We start from the raw sequence: 19,531 nt of genomic DNA, 5'->3' as shown, positions 1-19,531 counted from the left end.
TTTATTCGAATAGAACTGCGTTTGATCCTTGACAAAAATGCCCGAATGTAACATCATGCACAGCTTTCTGGCATCAGCAAAGAAAACGCAGAGATAGATTGACTGGCCAGATGGATTGAAGTTGAGTCAGCGTTTTTTAGGAGTCACGAGAGGAAGTCGATGGACGATTCTCGTTGCAGTAACTGCGCCCGTAGCTCAGTTGGATAGAGTACTTGGCTACGAACCAAGGGGTCGTGGGTTCGAATCCTGCCGGGCGCGCCATCCAGGCTGTTTCATTTGTACAGCTTTGGTAATAATCAGTATGTATCCCGAGGCCAAGTAGCTCAGTTGGTAGAGCAGAGGACTGAAAATCCTTGTGTCGGTGGTTCGATTCCGCCCTTGGCCACCAATAATCGTTGCATAAGCGATCTTGCCTGTTATTCGGCAGAATTTTATTGTTCCCAGGTTCTTGTCGTTGAAATCCTGCCCGCCTCGCATTGTTTGATGTTTCTCTGATCTGTTTCAGTTTTGTTGACGCATCCTGAAATCGGCGAGGAATTGTCCCGAGCGGCATACTATGAACGATTGGGCTGCTCTAAGGTCTTTTCTGTCATGTACTTTTTCCAGTTGATTTGAATTGTCATGACGCATCACTTTCATCGCCCCCGTACTTTGATTTTGCCTCCTGTACCCTATGCTGCTGCCGTCCTGAGTGGCTGGTGGCTCGATCGCAATTCGCATCCGTTATCCTGGGAATGGGGAGGTCTGGCGCCGTTGTTGGGTTGGCTGGTGGCGGGCTTGGGGGCAGTATTGCTCGCGTGGACGCTCGTTACCTGCTGGTTGCACCATACTACCGTCAATCCCTATAAGGCCGCCACCAGTCTTTGCACCACTGGGCCATTTCGCTACAGTCGCAATCCGATTTACCTGGGTGACTGGTTCATCCTGGTCGGCGCATCGATGATATTGGCTACCTGGTGGCCATTGTTATTCGCACCCCTGGTCTGGCTGCTGCTGCATTATGGCGTCATCCGCCATGAAGAGGCGCATCTTACGGCAAGATTTGGCGATTCTTATCTTGCCTATCAAGCTAGAGTCAGGCGTTGGTTCTGAATTAACGGGGTGGCGCTGCTCCCAAGCATCTTGCCGGATTTAAACTGGTTTTGGAGTGGACTGTCGCGTCCTTTGCCGAAGTATATGTGCTAGCATGCAGGCGGATCGAGTATTCAGTGATCCGATGGGCGCAACCGGCGTTACCGCGAGGATTGCTATTCAGAAGTTATGGATAACTGGACCCTTTTATTACTCATTACCTTTGGCGGTAGCGCGATCGGCGGCTTGTGCCGCTACCTGCTGGGCGGGTTCATTGCTCGGCGGTTAGGTGAGCGATTTCCGGTCGGAACGATGGTGGTGAACGTTACGGGCGCTTTGTTGATTGGCCTCGTGTGGCGCTTTCCATCGGAAGGCATGTCGCTTGCCGGGCATGACATGCTGCGCGATTTCCTGATGCTCGGGGTACTGGGCGGCTATACGACGGTTTCTTCGTTTACGCTCAATACCTTTAATTTGCTGCAGGAGGGCGAGTGGCGTGAGGCTGGCATGAATCTGTTCGGCACTTATTTTTTATGCTTGGGAGCAGTTTTTGCCGGTGCAGCGCTGGGGAGCAGCGTCTGGTGAAACAATCCATGCTGAATCAACTGGGTGAGCCATGAAAGAGAACGGACCGGGGAAACTGCTGCGAATTTTTATTGGTGAAAGCGACCGATGGGGTCATGGGCCGCTTTATGAGGCCATCGTGCTCAAAGCACGGGAGAAGGGACTGGCCGGTGCCACGGTATTGCGGGGGGCAATGGGATTCGGTGCCAGCAGCTGTTTGCATACAGCGAAGATATTGCGATTGTCTGAAGATCTGCCATTGATTATCGAAATTGTCGATACCGATGAGAAGATTCAGTCCTTTTTGCCGGAGCTGGATGGAATGGTGCTGGATGGCCTGATTACGCTGGAGTCGGTCGAAATCATTCGGTATCGGGCCAGTTCGGAGAAGCCGCGCGATTGATTGATGCAGGTTGAGTGATCGTGAAAATTGCTTTGTCAGTCGCGCTGGGTGCTGGAGTGGGCGGGGTGTTTCGGGTCGCCGTGACCAATGGTGTGCAGCAATGGTATGGTCCGGATTTTCCGCTGGGTGTGCTGCTGGTGAATCTCATCGGATCGTTTCTGATCGGTTTCCTGGCCACCATTACGGCCCCGGAAGGCCGTTTTTATCTGAGCCCGGCTTTGCGGCAGTTTGCCATGGCGGGTTTTTGTGGCGGGTTTACCACCTTTTCTTTTTTCAGCTTGCAAACCTTGCAGCTGATTGAGAGCGGTCAAGCCGGCGTGGCGGCGCTGTATTCGGCGCTTACGCTGATGCTGAGCATGCTTGCTGTCTGGTTGGGGCATGGCTTGGGCATGCGGTTGAGCCGTGGCTGAATTAGCATAAACTGCTCTGGCTGCGCTGGCGACGATATATGCCCCCTATCCAATTTCTAACGAGTAAGGTTAGGTCGTCGTGCTAGCCACGACCTGAACCGTTTGTTAGCCAGCAGGGAACGCATGACAGGGTTGTGTCAACAGCTGCTGCTACTTCATCAAGTGCTGTGCCGGTTGGGAGTGAACCGATCAGCCAGTTTGCAAACATGAAGTAAATGATCAAGCCTGTGATGTCGGCGATGGAAGTGATCAGTGGACTGCTGGCCACTGCCGGGTCGATATGCAGTTTGCTGAGGATGAAAGGCAGCGACGCCCCAACAAGATTGGTGGTGATGACGATGCAGACCATTGACAGGCCAACGATCAGACCAAGTTCCCAGCCGCCACGGATCAGACCGAGCATGCCGCCGGCCACGCCCATGGCGACACCAAGCGTGATGCCGACTGATAGTTCCTTGCCGACCGTGCGCAACCATTGCTTGAGCTCGAGATCGCCGGTAGCAATGGCGCGAACCATAATGGTCGCCGATTGTGAACCGGTGTTGCCGCCTGTGTCGATCAGTAATGGAATGAAGAAAGCCAAAGCGATCATCGATTGGAGTGTCTCCTCGAAAAATTCGATTACACTCGATGAGCCAAGGTTGATCAATACCAGTACCAGTAACCATGGGATGCGCTTGCGAAACAACGCACTTGCCGAGGTTTCGCCATAACTCATTTCCAGGGGAGCTACGGCGGCACCCTTATGGATATCCTCGGTGGTTTCTTCTTCCGCCACGTCGGCAACATCGTCGAACGTCACGATGCCGACCAGTACATGATCGCGATCCAGTACGGGCAGGACGGCTATATCGTAGCGTTCCATCATGCGGACCGCTGCTTCACGGTCATCGTGGGCATCGAGCCAGGCTGCGCTGGTATCCATGAGAGATTCGATTTGGGTGGTCAGATCGGCCAACAACAGTTCACGGATACGGATGTCGTCGAGCAGCCGGCCATGTTTGTCGACGACATACAGGATATCCACGGTTTCGGCGTCCCTGCCATACTGGCGGATATGCCCCAATCCTTGCTGGACAGTCCAGTCCGGTTTGAGCGTGAGAAACTCAGGCGTCATCAGGCGGCCCACGCTGTCGGCCGGATAACCGAGAATCGCTCGAGTGCTGCGGCGTTCCTCGGGGCGCATCATGGCCAGTAGCTGCGTGACAAGCTGGCCGGGCATTTCGTCGAACAGCTCGGCGCGATCGTCCGGATCCATTTCGTTGAACAGCTGGGCAAGTTGTTCGTTGCTCAGTTCATCCAGGAGCTGTTGCTGGATCTGTGCGGGCAGCTCGGTGAAGGCATCTGCTGCCATCTCGCGTGCAAGCAAGCGAAAGGCCATGGCCCGGTGCTGTGGTGCGAGCGCGACGAGTAAATCGACGATTTCGGGCATGGCCAATTCGGCCAGGGCGGCGCGTGCTTCATGCGTACGCCGCTGTTCGAGTATTTGACTGATTTTGGGTGCCAGCAACAAGCTGGGATCAGGACGTTCGCTGTAGGGTTGCATCGGTGAACTGCCTTTGGGGTGGATTGCAGAAGTTGATTGAACGTGCAAAGACCGGTGACGGTTGACGACCGGAATGCTTTATCAGTTCATTCTACATGGTTTCAGTTTCCTCGCGCATGTGGGCTCGGCGTTTCCTTCGAGCATGCACAGATTCGGGATGAGTCTTTGCATGACGGTGCGCAGGGTTATAATTGTCATGTCTGTTCGCGTTCATGAGGCTTTAATTTTTTCAGGGGAATGATTATGCATAATGCTTTGCTTGTTTTGATGCTGCTTGTGACGCTGGCGCTGGGTGGCTGTGGTTACAATACATTACAGTCCACCGACGAGCAGATCACAGCCAGTTGGGCAGAGGTGCTGAATCAATATCAGCGCCGTGCCGACTTGATTCCCAATCTGGTGAATGTTGTCAAAGGATTTGCTGCGCAAGAGAAAGAAGTCTTGCTGGGTGTGACAAATGCCCGTTCAAAGGTCGGCAATATCCAGGCGACGCCTGAGCTTATCAACGACCCGGAAGCCTTTGCCAGATTCCAGAGCGTGCAGGGTGAATTGTCGAGTGCCCTGGCGCGTTTGCTGGTGGTGGCGGAGAATTATCCCCAGCTCAAATCGGATGCCAATTTCCGTGATTTGCAGGCACAGCTCGAAGGAACCGAGAACCGTATCACCGTCGCGCGCAATCGCTATATCAAGGCTGTACAGGAGTACAACGTTACCGTACGTTCCTTTCCGAGCAACCTCACAGCCAGGATGTTTGGTTTTCAACTCAAACCGAGTTTCACGGTCGAGAACGAAAAAGAACTCTCGATTCCACCCAAGGTTGAATTTAATTAGGAGGCTGTCCGAGAATGGCGATCGTAGCGAGGGCGAAGCTGGCTGAGCGGGATTTTTCGATCATTTGAGGCGAATAGTGGTTCTATTCAACGAAAAGGATCGAAAAATCCAGCCCGGCAGGTTCGTCCGCAGTAGATCAGTCTATTCTCGGACAGCCTCCTAGCCTGCTTTCAGGACAGAGTCAGGAAAAGGCTACTACTAAATTCTTCCGGAATATAGATTGGATTGTTGCATGCATTGCGTGAAAATCATACCTAATCGTCATCAACTGCTGTTGCTTGTTGGGTTGTTATGCCTGGCAACATTGTGCGCTGCAGAAGTGACCGTTCCCGCTCTCAAATCACGAGTGACAGACTTGACGGCGACACTTGCCAGTCAAGAAACCAAGCGGCTGGAAAAGTTGCTGGCGAAATTCGAGGCGGAGAAAGGCAGCCAGCTGGCGGTGCTGATTATTCCGACAACCCAGCCGGAAACCATCGAGCAATATGCGATACGCGTTGCCGAGAACTGGCGGCTTGGTCGCAAAGGCGTAGACGATGGCATTTTGCTGTTGATCGCAAAGCAGGACAGATCGCTGCGTATCGAGGTTGGGTATGGTTTGGAGGGTGCGCTGCCTGATGCAATAGCTCGCCGCATTATTGATGAAATTATCGTGCCCGAATTTCGATCTGGAAAATATGCAAAAGGAATAGAGGCAGGCATTCAAGGCATCATCAATGTGATCGAAGGAGAGCCCTTGCCAGCACCGGTATCCAAACGCGGGGCCGATGTTTCCGGGGAGATGAACCTGGCTCCGGATAGTCTGTTGCCAATCCTGGTTATATTTCTGGTGCTTGGCAGGATATTGCAGGCCAGTCTGGGCAGACTTCCTGGTGCCACGGTCACTGGTGGCATGGCGGGGGTGATTGTTTGGTTGATATTCACTTCTCTGGCGATGGCCATTCTGCTCGCGGTTGCGGTTTTTGTTTTCAGCCTGACTGGTAGCCTCAATCGAGGCATTTATCGGGGCGCGCATGGGCGCTGGACAGGCGGTAGCCGGGGTGGTTTTGGTGGAGGTTTCGGCGGGGGTGGTGGAGGATTCGGAGGCGGTGGCGCCTCGGGGAGATGGTAGATGAATATCATGCGCATGGTGCGGCATCTTGTGACCGGCCAATTGGCGGTCAGGAGAATGTTTCCGCAGGCATCCCTGGATGTTATCGAACAAAGCATCAGCCAGGCAGAAACCGGGCATAGTGGTGAGATTGTGTTTGCAGTAGAAGCAGCGTTGAATTTTACGCCTCTGCTCAAAGGGCAAACCGCCCGGGAACGCGCGCTGGAGTTGTTTTCTTTGCTGGGAGTGTGGGATACGCCCCACAATAATGGGGTATTGATTTATTTGCTGGTGGCTGATCACGATATTGAGATTGTGGCGGACCGCGGCATTCATGCGGTGATTGGCGAGCAGGGCTGGGAAACCCTCTGCCATGAAGTCGAGGCATTTTTCCGGCAAAAGCAATTTGAAGCGGGAGTGGTCATGGGCATCGACAGGGTTGGCCAGGTATTGCGAAAGCATTTTCCGGAAGAGAAGTCTCCGCATGACAGGAACGCGCTGCTCGATAAGCCGGTGGTCTTGTAGTGCCGGGCGGGATGACTGCCAGCAATATAATTGCCGGTTTTTGATGGCGTGAATCCTGTCATTTTGATATGGAAAATAATCCAGTCAGCGGACGCTGCCCTTTTCCGGTTCGAAGCGGCCATGCCGCGCGTGCGTCATCGACAATAGGATATAACATGGAGTATAGTTATTGGCAGCTGTTCTGTTTTTTAATGGCTTTTGATTATATCCATAGTGCTTTCAATTCAAGATAGGCGTCAACGATGACGCTTTCGGTGCCCGCCCGAGCGCGACGCCCATCTTCTCGATATCCAATGTTAAAGAATATTGCCTGTTCTGTGCTGTTGCCGCTGCTGCTGGCATCTGGCTGTGTGCATTTGCCCGATACACAAATTGCTGATTCCAATTCCGGGGAGAAACCCGGCTTTCCTGCCAGGCGGGCGGTTGTTCAAGAGCAGGTGGCGACAGATTCCAAACCCCTCGCGCCGGAGCAGGAACGTTCAACCCTGCTGGAATGGTTGCATATGCTGGAGCGTCATGATGTTGTGGCCGATGCCGCGCCGGTTGACATGGAAGAAAGCATCTCCGCAGCGGAGAGTCTGGATGCGGTCCCGGTATCCGCTGAAGCCGAACAGTTACTCCCCCCGGAGAAGGTTCAGCAACGTCTGCTGCAGCTGGATGAGGGCGAGAGGGAAAGGCGCGAACTCGAAGAATTGAGCCCCGCGGAAAGAACCAAACGGCTGCTGGGAGTGGAAGAGATTGAGCCGGTGGCGGCAGTGTCAGCCAAGGAGGCCAAGGAGGCCGAGGGGGCGGAACGGGTCAAGCGGCTTATCGGCATTTATGCGAGAAGTCTGGGGATCTATGACGAAATTCTGGATAAGGTGCAAATAGGCCCCGGCTATTTCGCCAGACAAGCCAATCTTCCCCGCTGGCTGACCATTGGGGGTGAACATCGTACTCGCTTTGAGCACATGAATGGCCAATTCCGGCGAGGCCTGCGTGCGGTGGATCAGCAACTTGCCCTGCGGACCCGGCTATTCTTTTCGATCAAGGATATTCTCGACCCGTTTCGTTTGACTGTGGAATTGCAGGATTCACGCGCGTATCTTACTCACGCCGATTCCAATGTGGGCACCACCCACATCGATAAGACCGAAATTCAGCAATTGCATCTCGATCTGATTTTCAAGGATTTTTTTGGCACCGGCTTGCCCTCGGAAATTCGAGTGGGGCGCGTCAATATGGACTTGGGGCGCGGGCGGTGGATTGCCCGCAATAACTTCCGCAATACGACCAATGCCTTCGATGGCTTGTATTGGAAATTGGGTCAGCCGGGTGGGTTTCAGTCTAATACTTTTGCCGTGTGGCCAGTCGATAAGTTTGAACGGGCGCTCAATCCTTTCCTGGACGATAATGAGAATTTCTTATGGGGGAGCTATGTGACACTGCCTTCCCTGGATGCCGTGCCCTGGCTGCGTACGGAATTGAGCTATCACGGACACTCCAATCCAGGGCCGTACCGAGATTTCACGATGCTGGGCTATCGCTTCTTCAAGCGTGGTGGGGTGAAGGAATGGGAATTTGAAATTGAATCCGACTATCAGTTCGGCAAAATCGGCGAGCTGGCCAATTTTGCCCATTTCCACCATGGAGAGCTGGGCTATACCTTTGATTATCCATGGAAGCCGCAGTTTCTGATGCGGTTTGATTATGCTTCACCCGGTTTCGACATACTCTATGGCCGGCGCTCGTTTGAATTGACACCGACAGGCATTCTGGGCCCCTTTCAGCGAAACAATCTGATTTCCTCCGGCTACCGGCTGCTGGTGCAACCGAGCAATCGTTATTGGATTTTCTTTCAGCATCGGGCCAACTGGCTGGCAGACCCGACCGCGCCCTGGGTGGGCACCGGCCTCAGGGATCCCAGTGGGCAATCTGGCAGTTTTCTGGGGCATACACTGGAAATCCGGACCCGGCTGCAGGTGCTGGATAATTTGTTTCTGCAGGCCGGGTATATGCACTTCGCATTCGGTTCCTTTGCCCGGAATGCGCCCGAGAGTCCTGTCGACCGCAATATGAACTATGCCTATTTCTGGACTGAATTCATGTTTTAGCTGCGGGTCCTGATCGAGAGTGGGGAAGCATCATGGTTGGCTTCCCTCTGATGCTGGTGCAGACCACAGCAGTTTCTCATCCTTGCCGCGTAATTGAAGCAGGGGAGCGCCTTCGTTATCCAGCAACAGACTGGCCCGCGGGAAGGCACTGCCGTTCATGAAGTCCAGCGCCAGTTCCCCTTTTTTGCGGAGACCGAGAAATGCTTCCCGCTGTCCATTGAGTGCACTTAAATAAACGCTGGGCCGATCATCTTTTTCCAGACTCAGGTAAATCCCGTTTTTACCGGCCTTGTCGACCAGGGATAGCAGGGGGCCATCCCGGAGAATGAAGTTGGGCCGGCCCTCTTCATCGAGATTGAGTCCAGCCCGCAGACGGTCTTTTTTGTCATATAGCGCGACCAGGGGTTCTTCGGTTTTCGGCAGCGGCTGTATCGAGAGTGATAATAACCGGCTTCCTTCATTGTCTTTCAGGCTGATGCTCGGTTCGCCCCCCTGGTGCACGCGCAGACTCAGACGCGGTGTATTGTCCTTGTCAGTCAGCAGGAGATGATCTGGTGCCAGGGCGGCGCGTGTCTTGCCATCCTTTTGTATGGTCAGGGCCGGTTGATCCGGGATGGCCTCCATTGTGACTTCCAGTTTTTCTTCCTGATCACGCAGTAACAGCCGCGGGTTGTGATCCACAAAGAACAGGGCGGCGCGCCCTGCGCCCTTGGCGTCGTGTAATTCCAGTTCCGGCGATCCGTCCGCCGTCATGGCCACGCGGACCCGCGATTTGCCCTCATTGTCATTCAGGACTAATTCAGGGAGACCGGCATTTGGGGTGCCCAGCTGTGCGAGAGCAGTGCCTTTTTTGTTCAGCAATACGAGCTGTGGTTCTCCTGCGGCAGTGATTTCAAAGCGCGCACGCGGTGTGCCCGACTGATCGGTCAGGATCAATGCTTCGGTGGCGATGCGTGGAGTGTGCGGCAGAGCATTTCTGGAATTTGGAGGGATTTCCTGCTCCGAGGCGGATAGAGTGGGCAGGCCTTGGTGCGACAGAAATCCGCCGGCCAGCCCCATGAATAATGACAGGAATAAGATTGAAGTTTCTTTCTTGCTCAACATGGTTTCCTTCTGAGAGTGGTTGAAATTGCCGCTCGCGCTCCCGTTCGGCTGTTCAGAGTGCGGCCCTAGCGGACATAAGCCATCTTATCAGTTTAACGGAGTTTTGAGGGTTACGTAAAATATCCTTTGGCGTGCCGAGCCGATTGTTTTGGAATAATCGGTCGATCGCTATTTTATCTGGATAATATATTGTTATAAAAGAATATATGCGCCATGCAATGTTTGGCAGGAGGCACGAAGCTGAGAATCATTCCTCGTCTATTTTATGGTGCATTGCATGGACCATGCTGCTTGAAATCGGACATTGAAAACATGGATTGCCAGTGCGGGGAAAACTGGTCTGGATGTGTGTATATGACAAACCCGGTACGGATGGGTTCGGCATTCGCCAGCTTTGCCGGGGTCTGACGAATGTGTGTGGATTTTCAGTCTTTGTTGACGAAGCAAGACAACCGGTCGTATTATGTTGATATGTTGCCATCACAGAAAAAAGAAGCGAAAAAAGATACCTTGCTGAATCATGGCGTCAAGATATTGATCCAGCAGGGTTATCATGGTACCGGACTCCAAGAGATTCTTGATGCGGCCAGTATTCCCAAGGGCTCTTTTTACAACTATTTTGCCAGTAAGGAAGACTTCGGTGCCGCAGTCATTCAGCACTATATTGATCCGTACATCAGGCAATTAAGCGCCTGCCTGCAACAGCCTGAGGCCGATGCGCTTGCAGCGATCGTGGATTATTTTGACCAGCTTGTCTCCGAGCTCGAACAAAATGACTACCAGGGGGGCTGCCTGTTGGGTAATCTGATGGGTGAAATCGGTGATACGAGCGAGATTTGCCAGAGATCACTCCAGACTGCCGTCGAGCGTTATCGGGATCTGCTGCAGACCGGCTTGGCCAGGGCCCAGCAACAGGGGACAATTAGACAGGATAAATCGGCAAAAGCGATGGCGGATTTATTGGTCAATACTTGGCAGGGTGCCATGTTGCGATCGAAAATTGACAAGTCATCGGCACCGGCTAAACAGTGTTGCCAGGATTTGCTGGGTGATTATTTTAGAGCGTAGTTTTATGAACCGGAGTAAGAGGACTGGTCATTTATCAAGGGCAAATTGGATGCCCAATACCCGACAATAGATTTGTCTGTCATATCTGCGCAAGCATCGGCTCGCGATCGAGGCGCTGTCAATTTGCCTACCGAACAGCGCAGTATTTTTCACTGACCAGCCCAATATTGCCGGGTTGGGTAAGTGCCGAATCAAGTTGGCATGACTGCCGCTTGGGAACAATTTAAGGAGGCGTATATGAACACTCATACCATCAAGTATTTATTGGCAGGCTTGGCCATAAGCGTGACAGGCATTGCTTGCTCGCAGGTGCCGAACAAAGATCAGGTCCACACCGGGGACAGCTGGGAGGCTGCCAAGCTGGCAGCGAATCATGTCCACTATGCGGCAGCGGAGGTGCCGGATCAAACGGGGCCGGATGGGGCGCTCGCGCCCAGACTGCAGAACCTCGGCGTGCATACTTTTCCAGTCAGTACGCGCAATGAAAGGGCGCAGCTATTTATCAATCAAGGTATCAATCTTGCTTATGGCTTTAATCATGCCGAGGCTCGCCGAGCCTTCCGCGAGGCCGCCCGGCTTGCCCCTGGTCTTGCCATGGCCTACTGGGGGCAGGCGCTGGTACTGGGCCCGAACATTAATGCCATGATGGAGGAGAATGAAGAGCCGCAGGCGCTGGCGCTGATCCAGAAAGCCAAATCGCTCATGGCCTCGGCCACACCCAAGGAACAAGCCCTGATTCTGGCATTGGAAAAGCGCTATTCAGGCACTGCCAGCAATCGGATCGTGAATGACAAGGCTTATGCCGATGCGATGCGTGACGTGCATGCGCGCTTCCCGGATGATCCGGATATCACAATGTTCTATGTGGAGTCGATGATGGATCTGCGCCCCTGGGGTTACTGGATGCGGGATGGCCGGCCCTATGATGGCACCAAGGAAATCGTGGCCTTGACCGAGGAAGTGCTGCGCCGGCATCCCAAGCATCCTGGCGCCTTGCATATGTATATCCACCTGATGGAGCCAACGGCCACACCCGAGCGTGCCGAACAAGCGGCGGATACTTTGCTGACGTTGATGCCGGCAGCAGGGCATATGATTCACATGCCTTCGCATATCTATCAGCGCGTGGGGCGTTACGCGGATGCCATGAAAAGCAATCAAATGGCGATCGCTGCCGATGAAGATTATATTGCGCAGTGCCGGGCGCAGGGGTTATATCCGATGGCCTATTATCCGCATAATATTCATTTCCTCTGGTTTGCCGCGACTGCCAGCGGCCAGAGTCAGGCTGCGCTGGAAAGCGCACGCGCGATTGCCGGCAAAATCAGCGATGCTGTCCTGAGCGAGATGCCTTTCACTGCGGTTTTCCGAGTGGTGCCTTACTGGACGCTGGCGCGCTTCGGTCATTGGCAGCAAGTGCTTGCAGAACCTGCGCCGCCTGCTGGCAATTTATTTCTCAAAGGCAGCTGGCATTACGTGCGTGGATTGGCGCATGTGGCCACAGGGCAATTGCCGCTGGCTGAACAGGAGCTGAAGCAGTTGCGCGCGATTGTGCAGGATCCTGCGCTGGATATGCCACTTTTTTCCAGCAATACGGCGCTCAGCGTATTGAAAATTGGGCCGGAAGTGTTGGCGGGTGAAATTGCGGCAGCCCGGGGAGAATTCGATGCCGCTATCGCACATCTCGATCGTGCAATCCGGTACGAAGACAGTCTGGTTTATACGGAACCGACCGAATGGCATTATCCGCCACGTCTGGCGCTGGGAGCGATTCTGCTGGAAGCAGGGCTGCCCGATGAAGCCGAGACCGTCTATTGGGAAGACCTGCGGCGCAATCGTGACAATGGCTGGGCACTTTTCGGCCTGCTGCAGGCCTTGCGTGCGCAGAACAAGACAAGCGAGGCAAGTGTCATCGAGGCGCGTTTTAAAAAAGCCTGGGAGCAGGCGGATGTCACGCTCACCGCTTCACGTTTCAGCCGGTCGTTAAAACGCATGTAAAATTTGCGATAGGGCAAGAATCTATTTATCTACCAGTTGCAGTTGCGATAGCATGAATTGTCAGTAATTGACGGCACATATACCTTTGCCATTGCTTTCACAGCAAGAGCTCACTATTATTGGAACCAGAAGGGATGAAAAATATCTTATTTATCTCTTCCTGCAGGCTTCTTAACCTAATTCAAGGAGGTTATCATGCGAAGAATCTATTTTCTTGTACCGAATATTGACGTCACAAAGAAAATTGTCGATGAATTGCTATTGGCCCGGATCGAGGAGAAACATATCCATGTTATTGCCAAGCGCGGCACGCCGCTTGAAAATTTGCCCGAGGCCAGCTTGTTGCAGAAAAGCGATTTTGTGCCGGCAGTTCAACAAGGGCTCGCAGTGGGCGGATCTACGGGCGCATTGGCTGGTCTGGTTGCGGTTGCGCTGCCTCCCGCTTCGACCGTGATTGCTGGCGGTGTTCTGCTTGCCGGTGCATTGGCGGGCGCTGGGATCGGAGCATGGATAAGTGGCATGGTGGGAATGAGTATTGGTAACCGGCGCATCAAGGAATTCGAAGAGGCAATCGAAGCTGGGCATATGCTTGTGCTGGCCGATGTACCTGCTGCCCGGGTTGAAGAAATTGAGGAACGTGTGAAACAGCATATCCCGGAAGTGGAAGTTGAAAGTACGGAACCCAGGGTGCCAGCATTCCCTTGATCGGATGTGATCGCCATTATTGATCAGGGTGACAGATGGTATGGATTGTATGGTTTTGCGGCTTGTGAACAGGTATCCGAGGATAGCGGGCGGTTTTTCTTTTCGGTAAGGCTCGTGCTGTTCATGGGTCGGGAAGGTGTGCAGTCCATACCGGAAAGACGATAATATGTGGCAGGTCAGCTGCCATTTTAGACAAAATCTACTCTCTCATCTCGTTATCATCCAACCATTCATTGAGCATGCCCTGTATGACCATATCGGTATAACTGACTACTCCGACCACATGGCCAGCATCGATCACGGGCGCAAGGGACAGACCAAACCGGTCGAACAAGCGTGCACAATAGCGGATGTCCATATGTGGTGATACGCCCAGTACCGGCTTGGACATGATCTCGTAGACATTGACTCTGGCGGGAGAGCGATCTTTTGCAAGCACTTTCTTGGCGATGTCGGAGAGCATGACAATCCCGTACTCATCATTGGTCGAGCGCTTGTTAACGATGAATGCACCGGTATGAGGATTGCGCATTTCCTTGAGCGCTTCGGCCACGGTCATAATGCCATCGACCAGGTCGAAATCCTGTTTCATTACGTCTTTTACGCGCACCGATTTGACTTCTTTCATAGCTTCTTCTCCACGACGGTGGAGAGCTTCTCGATTTGATGGGCTACTCCGACAGCATCCTCAACGTCTATCTGGAACGCGATCCCGGTACCGGAAGTCATGTCGAATTCACCAACCTCGGCTATTCTTTCAAGAATGAGACGGGACAAATGTTCTTCGACGAGCAGCATCACGACATCCCGCTGGGTTTCCAGTGACAAGCCCAGAAAGGTTTTGGCTCTTTCCACGCCTTCACCACGGGCACTGGTAATGATGGTGGCGCCGGTTGCGCCCGATTGGCGGGCAGCTTCCATGACGCGCTCGGTCTTGTTATCGTCCACTAAGGTGATAATCAGTTTGAAATGCACTTCAGGCGCTCCTTGTCATGAGGTGTTGGTCTTATCAGGGTCTGGGTCTGGTTTGCGCCTGCTGGCACGGTATTCGGCAATTTGTGCATAGGCCATGACGGTTATGATTGGGAACAGACAGGCAAATGCAATCAAACCAAACCCATCGATGAGCGGATCACGCCCAGGGACCGATTCAGCCAGTCCCAGTCCGAGCGCAGCGATAATCGGTACGGTGACTGTGGAGGTGGCAACTCCACCCGAGTCGAAAGCAAGCGGTACGATCATGCGTGGTGCCCGCCAAGCCTGGAGCACCACAACCACATAAGCGGCAATGATAAACCACTGGATCGGCAGTCCGGTGATAATGCGGAATACGCCCAGCGTGATTCCAGTTGCAACGCCCAGCGCGACTGCAATGCGTAGTGCGGTCGCATGGATCGCCCGCCTGAAACTTGGTTGGCTTTCAATGCGACAGCGATCAGAGAGGGCTCGGCAAGCGTTGTGGCAAAACCAATGGTGAAGGCAAAGATCAGTACCCAGTAATAATCGGCCCAGGCGAGTGGGATATCCTGTAACGGGCCTGCATTCCTTAGAAAATCCGGCGCTGTCAATTGCTCGGCCATCAATCGTCCGATTGGGAACAGGGCGCGCTCCAATCCAACCAGGAATAAAGTCAAACCGAGCAATACGAACAAAAAACCGAACAATACGCGTGGCGCATTGGTGAGGGGACGGCGAAGAATCAGGAGCTGAAAACCGAATAGGATGGCTACAATGGGAAAGATGTCTCCCAGCGTTGCAATCAAGGTATCAAAGAGGGCAAGCAACCAGCTCATGACATGATTATTCCATATCCCATGACAAAGATCATCGGGGTGAGTGAGGCAAAAGCAATGATACCAAAACCGTCAAGCATTGGATTACGTCCGCGTATCGAAGCCGCCAGACCGACACCGAGTGCTGTGACCAGCGGTACCGTAATGGTGGAAGTGGTGACGCCACCAGAATCATAAGCAATGCCGACAATTTCTGCCGGGGCGAACAGTGTCATGATGATCACCCATACATAACCACCAATGATCAGGTAATGGATCGGCCAGCCCTTGATGATGCGGATGACCCCGAGCATTACCGCGCACCCTACAGCGAGCGCTACGGTTAGACGCAGTCCCAGCGCATAGTCGGCGATTGCCGCTGGCGTATCCATCACCACGCCCGTTTGTGCCGCCATCCTGCCAGCTTCGCCAGCAACGGCGATCAGGGCCGGTTCGGCAATGGTCGTACTGAAGCCGAGTGCAAAAGCAAAGGTGAGCAACCATGGGATACTGCCTTTGCGCGCGAATGCGTGCGCCATGCTTTCGCCGATCGGGAATAAACCCATTTCGAGGCCATAGATGAATAAGGTCAGCCCAACCACAACCAGCAAGGTGCCGAGCACCACTTCAGTAAATTGAGGCAGCGCCTGTTGCAGCACGAGCAGCTGAAAAAAAGCGACTACGCCGATGATTGGGAGGAGGTCACGCCCACTGCGTAATAAAGACGCCAGAAATGCACGAATTAAGCTTGCCAAAAAGAACCTCTTGTTTTTAGATCAACTTCCTATACGACCCATCCCAATTGCTGTGCCTTGTCGTGCGCCAATTGCGAGAGATCCTGTTCAATAAAGTGGTGATGCAGCAACATGACGCCCAGCACATGATTGAGTATCGCATCGATCTGAATTTTGTCGGCGGCCGGTGTTTCGCTATTTTCCTGCTTTTCCATCAGGTATTGCAAATAGTCGGCGTTGATCAGGCCGGCTTGCTTCAATTGCTCAGGTGAAGCGTAACGGGCAAATAATGCCTTGAGTTTCTGCCATTTCTTGTCATCCGTATGGGCAGGGGGGGCCATGAAGGCAAATTTCTGACGTTCGTACAAGGTAGTTGGCAGCAGATGCTTCATCGCTTCTTTCAGCACATATTTCTCATTATTTCCCCTGATTCTCAATTCGGGCGGGATGGTGGCTGCAAACTCTGCCAGATGATGATCGAGAAAGGCCGGCCGGGCTTCCATCGAGTTGGCCATATCGACCCTGTCACCACCCCAAGTGAGGATTTGCCCTTCGAGCATGGTCTTGATCCAGACATATTGCGCTTTATCCAGGGGGTGGCGGTCTTTAAGATAATTTTCATCCAGGCGCGCGGCAATGGCCTCGCCTGGCTCGTAATCAGCAAGCTCTGCCCGTCGCTCGTCATTCAGCAGCTGACGTGCCAGATCCGAGCAGCCCAGCCACGGTTGCAGGCAGCTGGGAGTGAAGCCAACCTTGCGATTGATTGCCGACGATACATATTCGTCCTTGGGCAGCATTGCACCCTGGAACAACTTGTTGGACTCGGATAGCGTGTGTTGCCATTCGGCGGCTTGTTCGGCATGCAATCCTTCCATGCCATGCAGAAACATATCCTTTCTGAATGCCGGATAACCGGCGAATAGCTCATCGGAGCCTTCTCCGGTCAATACCACTTTATAGTGGTGGTGTGTGACATGCTGGCTCATCATCAATTTTGCTACAGCCAGCGTATTGTAGATGGTGCGCTCGGTATGCCAGATAGTGCGGGCAAAATTATCATATAGCAGATCGGCGTTCAGTTTCAGAACATCTTGTTCGGCTCCTACGGCATGCGCCATTTCAGCGGCGATGCTGGCTTCGTCATATGCTTCGTCGTCGAAACTGATGGTGAACGCACGGATCGGCTCCTGAGAGATTGCGGAAGCCAGTCCGAGAATGGAGCAGGAATCTATGCCGCCCGATAAATAACAACCGACCGGCACATCGGCATTCAGTCTCAGCTGCACGGCCTGCAGCAATTGGTCGCGCACGCCGGTAATATAATATTCGTCATCATGCCTGGCGCGTTCTGCCGGGACTGGAAAATGCATGTCCCAGTATTTAATGGTCTCAACCTGAAACTCACTGTTCCGGCGCGTGATTTTCAGCATGTGGCCAGGTTCGACCTGATGCACGCCTTTAAAAGCGGTTGTACCCGGCACCATTACCTGGATCAATTGATGAAATAATCCTTGGCTGTCGAATGCCGGGGTGACCTCCGGATGGGCCAGTATCGCCTTGATCTCCGAGCCGAAAACAATGTGATTGGCGGTCTGGGACCAGTAAAGGGGCTTGATGCCAAATCTGTCACGGACGAGATACAGGGTGTCGGTCTGTTCGTCGTAAAGAGAGAAAGCGAATTCACCGCGCAGTTGTCGCAGGGTGTGATCCATGCCGGTCTGCAGATAGAGATGCGGTACGATTTCGGAATCACTTTTTGTCTCAAAGCGTACGCCCTGCATGGTCAGCTCGCCACGCAGGCGTTGATAATCATAGAATTCGCCATTGTGCGCAAAAATGATTTGACCGCCGTGCAAAATAAAGGGCTGGCGGCCCCGGGCTTCATTCAGGTCGATGATCGATAGCCGGGCGTGACTCATGCCGATGCCGACTTGTTTGGGATTGCAGTAGCCATAGTTATCCGGCCCTCGATGATGCATGATGGCGGCCATATTGACCAATATCTGGGAGTCTATATTTCGTTCAGGGGAGTTGGCAAAGATGCCGGCGATTCCGCACATTATCAGCTCCTAGTTGTGGCGCCACGCAAGCGTGGTGCGAGTAAAGATTCATGGAAACAGGTTCTCCGGCCAGAGTTGCCAGAGTTTCTCGGCCAGCAGTGGCGTCCAGAAAGATTGTGCTTCATGTGAACAGGGGCACGTTTATCTGGAACATTGTATTTGGGGCGGCAAGCAGATGCCCAGCCGTGAACGCCGGGGGGTGGCCATAGTAGCAGGGCAGGCAAGACTAGTACTCCGTTCCGTCAATTAGCTTACAAATGAAATCGATGGATTCGCCTGCCAGGCTAGGCGCAAACCGCAGTCATAGCCGTAGCTATGGCGAGGATTTGCAACAACGCATGACAGGCGAAGGCGCGATTTCATGTAAGCGGTTTGGCGGAACGGAGTACTAGATAACATCCAGCACCCTTTCTGCGCGTTTGACTAGGCAGGTGAGCAATGCCATTCTCAGAAATACGGCCCCCCTGGCCTGCGAAAAATACCAGTTATGCGGCGTATCATCCAGACTGGTGCATAATTCAACACTTCGTGCCAGCGGATGCAGAACGATCGCATCGGATTTGAGGGGCGATTGGGCATTCAGGTGGTAGCGCTTGCCATACTGCTTATAGGCATTGCCTTCCCAGGCGATCGCATTGATATAAACCACGTCCGCTTCCGGCAAGACCTCATAAAGATCATTGGCGGCGTCAATTTGCAGTCCGGCTTGTTCAAGCTGTGCCAACTGACCATGAGCGAACATCTCATTTTTTTGTTTATCGTTGACGATTGTGATTTTAGAGAAGACATCGGGAAAATGGCACATAAGCTTCAGCAGGCTGCGGACAGTGCGCATTTTTGCCGGCAGTCCAACCAGGCATAGTTTCAATTTTTCGCCTGGCTCGTTTGTCACCAAATCTGGCCGCCATTTGAAAATGGTATAGAGATCGGCCAGCGCCTGGGTCGGGTGTTCATCGGTGCCATTGCCAGCGTTGATGATGGGAATGCGCAGCGCCGCCATCATTTCTCTGACCGATTCTTCATTGCTGTCGCGCAAAACGACACAATCGCCATAGTTGTTGAACATTTCGGCGACATCCCGCAACGATTCGCCTTTCGCAATACCAGTAGTGGAGCGGTCGGTGATGGACATGATGTCGCCACCCAGACGGTGCCACGCGCTTTCAAAGGATAAGCGGGTACGCGTGCTGGGCTCGTAGAAGGCCGAGATCAGTATCTGGCCGTTCAGGGAAGTGCTGAAACGGCCTGGATTGGCTTCATATTTGGCAGCCAGGCGGAAAAGCTGCAGCAGTGTTGCACGATCGAATTGATCCGAAGAAAAAATATGTTGTTCGGATAATTTCGCCAAGTGATTGCCTTCTTCGACAATCGCTCTGAGCAGTTTCTTGGGATGCGCATCACCATGTACATCCGGCCGAGTGCGTTCAAATTGGATAACTTCCTCGAGTTTGGGATCTACCATAATGATTTATCCTTGAGATCACGCTTATAAAGCAGCAGTAAAATAATCGGGGCCAGCGCCGTGCCCAGGCACGCTGTTATGACCAGTAATGTCAA

18 protein-coding genes, 2 tRNA genes and 1 pseudogene are annotated in these 19,531 nt (G+C 53.2%); 13 read left to right on the top strand and 8 right to left on the bottom strand.

The window, feature by feature from the left end; all coding sequences use genetic code 11:
* The first annotated feature begins 184 nt into the window (after positions 1-184).
* The 6 genes from BLV85_RS01930 to crcB all read left to right on the top strand — a co-directional run bounded on the left by BLV85_RS01930 (position 185) and on the right by crcB (position 2,448).
* Positions 185-261, top strand: a tRNA-Arg gene (locus tag BLV85_RS01930).
* A 51-nt stretch (positions 262-312) separates the two neighbouring features.
* Positions 313-388, top strand: a tRNA-Phe gene (locus tag BLV85_RS01925).
* 233 nt (positions 389-621) lie between these two features.
* Complete coding sequence (locus tag BLV85_RS01920) at positions 622-1,092, top strand: methyltransferase family protein (protein ID WP_090411555.1); 471 nt, start codon at positions 622-624, stop codon at positions 1,090-1,092.
* Between the two features lie 168 nt (positions 1,093-1,260).
* Positions 1,261-1,656, top strand: coding sequence for a fluoride efflux transporter FluC (locus tag BLV85_RS01915; RefSeq protein WP_090411553.1), 396 nt, complete (start codon positions 1,261-1,263; stop codon positions 1,654-1,656).
* Positions 1,657-1,687: 31 nt separating this feature from the next.
* Positions 1,688-2,038 carry a DUF190 domain-containing protein gene (locus BLV85_RS01910; protein WP_090411551.1) on the top strand — a complete coding sequence of 117 codons (351 nt, stop codon included), beginning with the start codon at positions 1,688-1,690 and terminating at the stop codon, positions 2,036-2,038.
* Positions 2,039-2,058: 20 nt separating this feature from the next.
* A complete protein-coding gene (gene crcB, locus BLV85_RS01905; protein WP_090411607.1) occupies positions 2,059-2,448 on the top strand; it encodes a fluoride efflux transporter CrcB in 390 nt (129 codons plus the stop codon).
* Between the two features lie 82 nt (positions 2,449-2,530).
* Here the strand turns inward: crcB and mgtE are convergent, their stop codons facing one another.
* Entirely contained in the window at positions 2,531-3,994 is a 1,464-nt protein-coding gene (gene mgtE / locus BLV85_RS01900) for a magnesium transporter (protein WP_090411549.1), read from the bottom strand.
* A gap of 243 nt (positions 3,995-4,237) precedes the next feature.
* Here mgtE and BLV85_RS01895 point away from each other — a divergent pair, with 243 nt between their 5' ends.
* The 4 genes from BLV85_RS01895 (at position 4,238) to BLV85_RS01880 (ending at position 8,533) form a co-directional block, all read left to right on the top strand.
* Positions 4,238-4,825 carry a LemA family protein gene (locus tag BLV85_RS01895; RefSeq protein ID WP_090411605.1) on the top strand — a complete coding sequence of 196 codons (588 nt, stop codon included), beginning with the start codon at positions 4,238-4,240 and terminating at the stop codon, positions 4,823-4,825.
* Between the two features lie 232 nt (positions 4,826-5,057).
* Positions 5,058-5,936 carry a TPM domain-containing protein gene (locus BLV85_RS01890; RefSeq protein WP_176973894.1) on the top strand — a complete coding sequence of 293 codons (879 nt, stop codon included), beginning with the start codon at positions 5,058-5,060 and terminating at the stop codon, positions 5,934-5,936.
* The gene (locus BLV85_RS01885) at positions 5,937-6,440 is read left to right on the top strand and encodes a TPM domain-containing protein (protein WP_090411547.1); all 504 of its coding nucleotides are present in this window, start codon (positions 5,937-5,939) and stop codon (positions 6,438-6,440) included.
* A 293-nt stretch (positions 6,441-6,733) separates the two neighbouring features.
* Positions 6,734-8,533: an alginate export family protein gene (locus tag BLV85_RS01880; protein WP_176973893.1), complete on the top strand. Its 1,800-nt coding sequence runs from the start codon at positions 6,734-6,736 to the stop codon at positions 8,531-8,533.
* Between the two features lie 30 nt (positions 8,534-8,563).
* Here the strand turns inward: BLV85_RS01880 and BLV85_RS01875 are convergent, their stop codons facing one another.
* The gene (locus BLV85_RS01875) at positions 8,564-9,637 is read right to left on the bottom strand and encodes a hypothetical protein (RefSeq protein ID WP_090411542.1); all 1,074 of its coding nucleotides are present in this window, start codon (positions 9,635-9,637) and stop codon (positions 8,564-8,566) included.
* A gap of 471 nt (positions 9,638-10,108) precedes the next feature.
* Between BLV85_RS01875 and BLV85_RS01870 the strand changes: the two genes are divergently transcribed.
* The 3 genes from BLV85_RS01870 to BLV85_RS01860 all read left to right on the top strand — a co-directional run bounded on the left by BLV85_RS01870 (position 10,109) and on the right by BLV85_RS01860 (position 13,408).
* Positions 10,109-10,705, top strand: coding sequence for a TetR/AcrR family transcriptional regulator (locus tag BLV85_RS01870; RefSeq protein ID WP_090411540.1), 597 nt, complete (start codon positions 10,109-10,111; stop codon positions 10,703-10,705).
* Positions 10,706-10,942: 237 nt separating this feature from the next.
* Entirely contained in the window at positions 10,943-12,703 is a 1,761-nt protein-coding gene (locus tag BLV85_RS01865) for a tetratricopeptide repeat protein (RefSeq protein ID WP_090411538.1), read from the top strand.
* 195 nt (positions 12,704-12,898) lie between these two features.
* Positions 12,899-13,408, top strand: a complete 510-nt coding sequence (locus BLV85_RS01860) for a DUF1269 domain-containing protein (RefSeq protein ID WP_090411536.1) — start codon at positions 12,899-12,901, stop codon at positions 13,406-13,408.
* 199 nt (positions 13,409-13,607) lie between these two features.
* Here the strand turns inward: BLV85_RS01860 and BLV85_RS01855 are convergent, their stop codons facing one another.
* From BLV85_RS01855 to BLV85_RS01830, 6 genes and pseudogenes are all read right to left on the bottom strand, one after another.
* Positions 13,608-14,036: a CBS domain-containing protein gene (locus BLV85_RS01855; RefSeq protein WP_090411534.1), complete on the bottom strand. Its 429-nt coding sequence runs from the start codon at positions 14,034-14,036 to the stop codon at positions 13,608-13,610.
* Positions 14,033-14,383 (bottom strand): P-II family nitrogen regulator, encoded by a 351-nt coding sequence (locus tag BLV85_RS01850; RefSeq protein WP_090411532.1) that lies wholly within the window; start codon positions 14,381-14,383, stop codon positions 14,033-14,035. The genes BLV85_RS01855 and BLV85_RS01850 overlap by 4 nt, the downstream gene beginning before the upstream one ends.
* Positions 14,384-14,398: 15 nt before the next feature.
* A pseudogene (locus tag BLV85_RS01845) lies at positions 14,399-15,201 on the bottom strand (DUF1538 domain-containing protein).
* The gene (locus BLV85_RS01840; RefSeq protein WP_218132754.1) at positions 15,198-15,935 is read right to left on the bottom strand and encodes a DUF1538 domain-containing protein; all 738 of its coding nucleotides are present in this window, start codon (positions 15,933-15,935) and stop codon (positions 15,198-15,200) included. Before BLV85_RS01840 ends, BLV85_RS01845 begins: the two are co-directional and overlap by 4 nt.
* A 29-nt stretch (positions 15,936-15,964) precedes the next feature.
* Complete coding sequence (asnB, locus tag BLV85_RS01835) at positions 15,965-17,974, bottom strand: asparagine synthase (glutamine-hydrolyzing) (protein ID WP_090411529.1); 2,010 nt, start codon at positions 17,972-17,974, stop codon at positions 15,965-15,967.
* Between the two features lie 388 nt (positions 17,975-18,362).
* Positions 18,363-19,436 (bottom strand): aspartate/ornithine carbamoyltransferase family protein, encoded by a 1,074-nt coding sequence (locus BLV85_RS01830; RefSeq protein ID WP_090411527.1) that lies wholly within the window; start codon positions 19,434-19,436, stop codon positions 18,363-18,365.
* Positions 19,437-19,531: the final 95 nt, after the last annotated feature.

Source organism: Nitrosomonas halophila (assembly GCF_900107165.1).
Classification (GTDB): Bacteria; Pseudomonadota; Gammaproteobacteria; order Burkholderiales; family Nitrosomonadaceae; genus Nitrosomonas; species Nitrosomonas halophila.
The sequence above is the reverse complement of the archived record's forward strand: the minus strand, read 5'-3'. Positions and strand labels throughout refer to the sequence as shown.

What these genes read in the sequence shown, in the direction of transcription:
- BLV85_RS01920 (WP_090411555.1), top strand. Translation starts at nt 622, where the DNA reads ATGACGCATCACTTTCATCGCCCCCGTACTTTGATTTTGCCTCCTGTA.
- BLV85_RS01915 (WP_090411553.1), top strand. Translation starts at nt 1,261, where the DNA reads ATGGATAACTGGACCCTTTTATTACTCATTACCTTTGGCGGTAGCGCG.
- BLV85_RS01910 (WP_090411551.1), top strand. Translation starts at nt 1,688, where the DNA reads ATGAAAGAGAACGGACCGGGGAAACTGCTGCGAATTTTTATTGGTGAA.
- mgtE (WP_090411549.1), bottom strand. Translation starts at nt 3,994, where the DNA reads ATGCAACCCTACAGCGAACGTCCTGATCCCAGCTTGTTGCTGGCACCC.
- BLV85_RS01895 (WP_090411605.1), top strand. Translation starts at nt 4,238, where the DNA reads ATGCATAATGCTTTGCTTGTTTTGATGCTGCTTGTGACGCTGGCGCTG.
- BLV85_RS01890 (WP_176973894.1), top strand. Translation starts at nt 5,058, where the DNA reads ATGCATTGCGTGAAAATCATACCTAATCGTCATCAACTGCTGTTGCTT.
- BLV85_RS01885 (WP_090411547.1), top strand. Translation starts at nt 5,937, where the DNA reads ATGAATATCATGCGCATGGTGCGGCATCTTGTGACCGGCCAATTGGCG.
- BLV85_RS01880 (WP_176973893.1), top strand. Translation starts at nt 6,734, where the DNA reads ATGTTAAAGAATATTGCCTGTTCTGTGCTGTTGCCGCTGCTGCTGGCA.
- BLV85_RS01875 (WP_090411542.1), bottom strand. Translation starts at nt 9,637, where the DNA reads ATGTTGAGCAAGAAAGAAACTTCAATCTTATTCCTGTCATTATTCATG.
- BLV85_RS01870 (WP_090411540.1), top strand. Translation starts at nt 10,109, where the DNA reads ATGTTGCCATCACAGAAAAAAGAAGCGAAAAAAGATACCTTGCTGAAT.
- BLV85_RS01865 (WP_090411538.1), top strand. Translation starts at nt 10,943, where the DNA reads ATGAACACTCATACCATCAAGTATTTATTGGCAGGCTTGGCCATAAGC.
- BLV85_RS01860 (WP_090411536.1), top strand. Translation starts at nt 12,899, where the DNA reads ATGCGAAGAATCTATTTTCTTGTACCGAATATTGACGTCACAAAGAAA.
- BLV85_RS01855 (WP_090411534.1), bottom strand. Translation starts at nt 14,036, where the DNA reads ATGAAAGAAGTCAAATCGGTGCGCGTAAAAGACGTAATGAAACAGGAT.
- asnB (WP_090411529.1), bottom strand. Translation starts at nt 17,974, where the DNA reads ATGTGCGGAATCGCCGGCATCTTTGCCAACTCCCCTGAACGAAATATA.
- BLV85_RS01830 (WP_090411527.1), bottom strand. Translation starts at nt 19,436, where the DNA reads ATGGTAGATCCCAAACTCGAGGAAGTTATCCAATTTGAACGCACTCGG.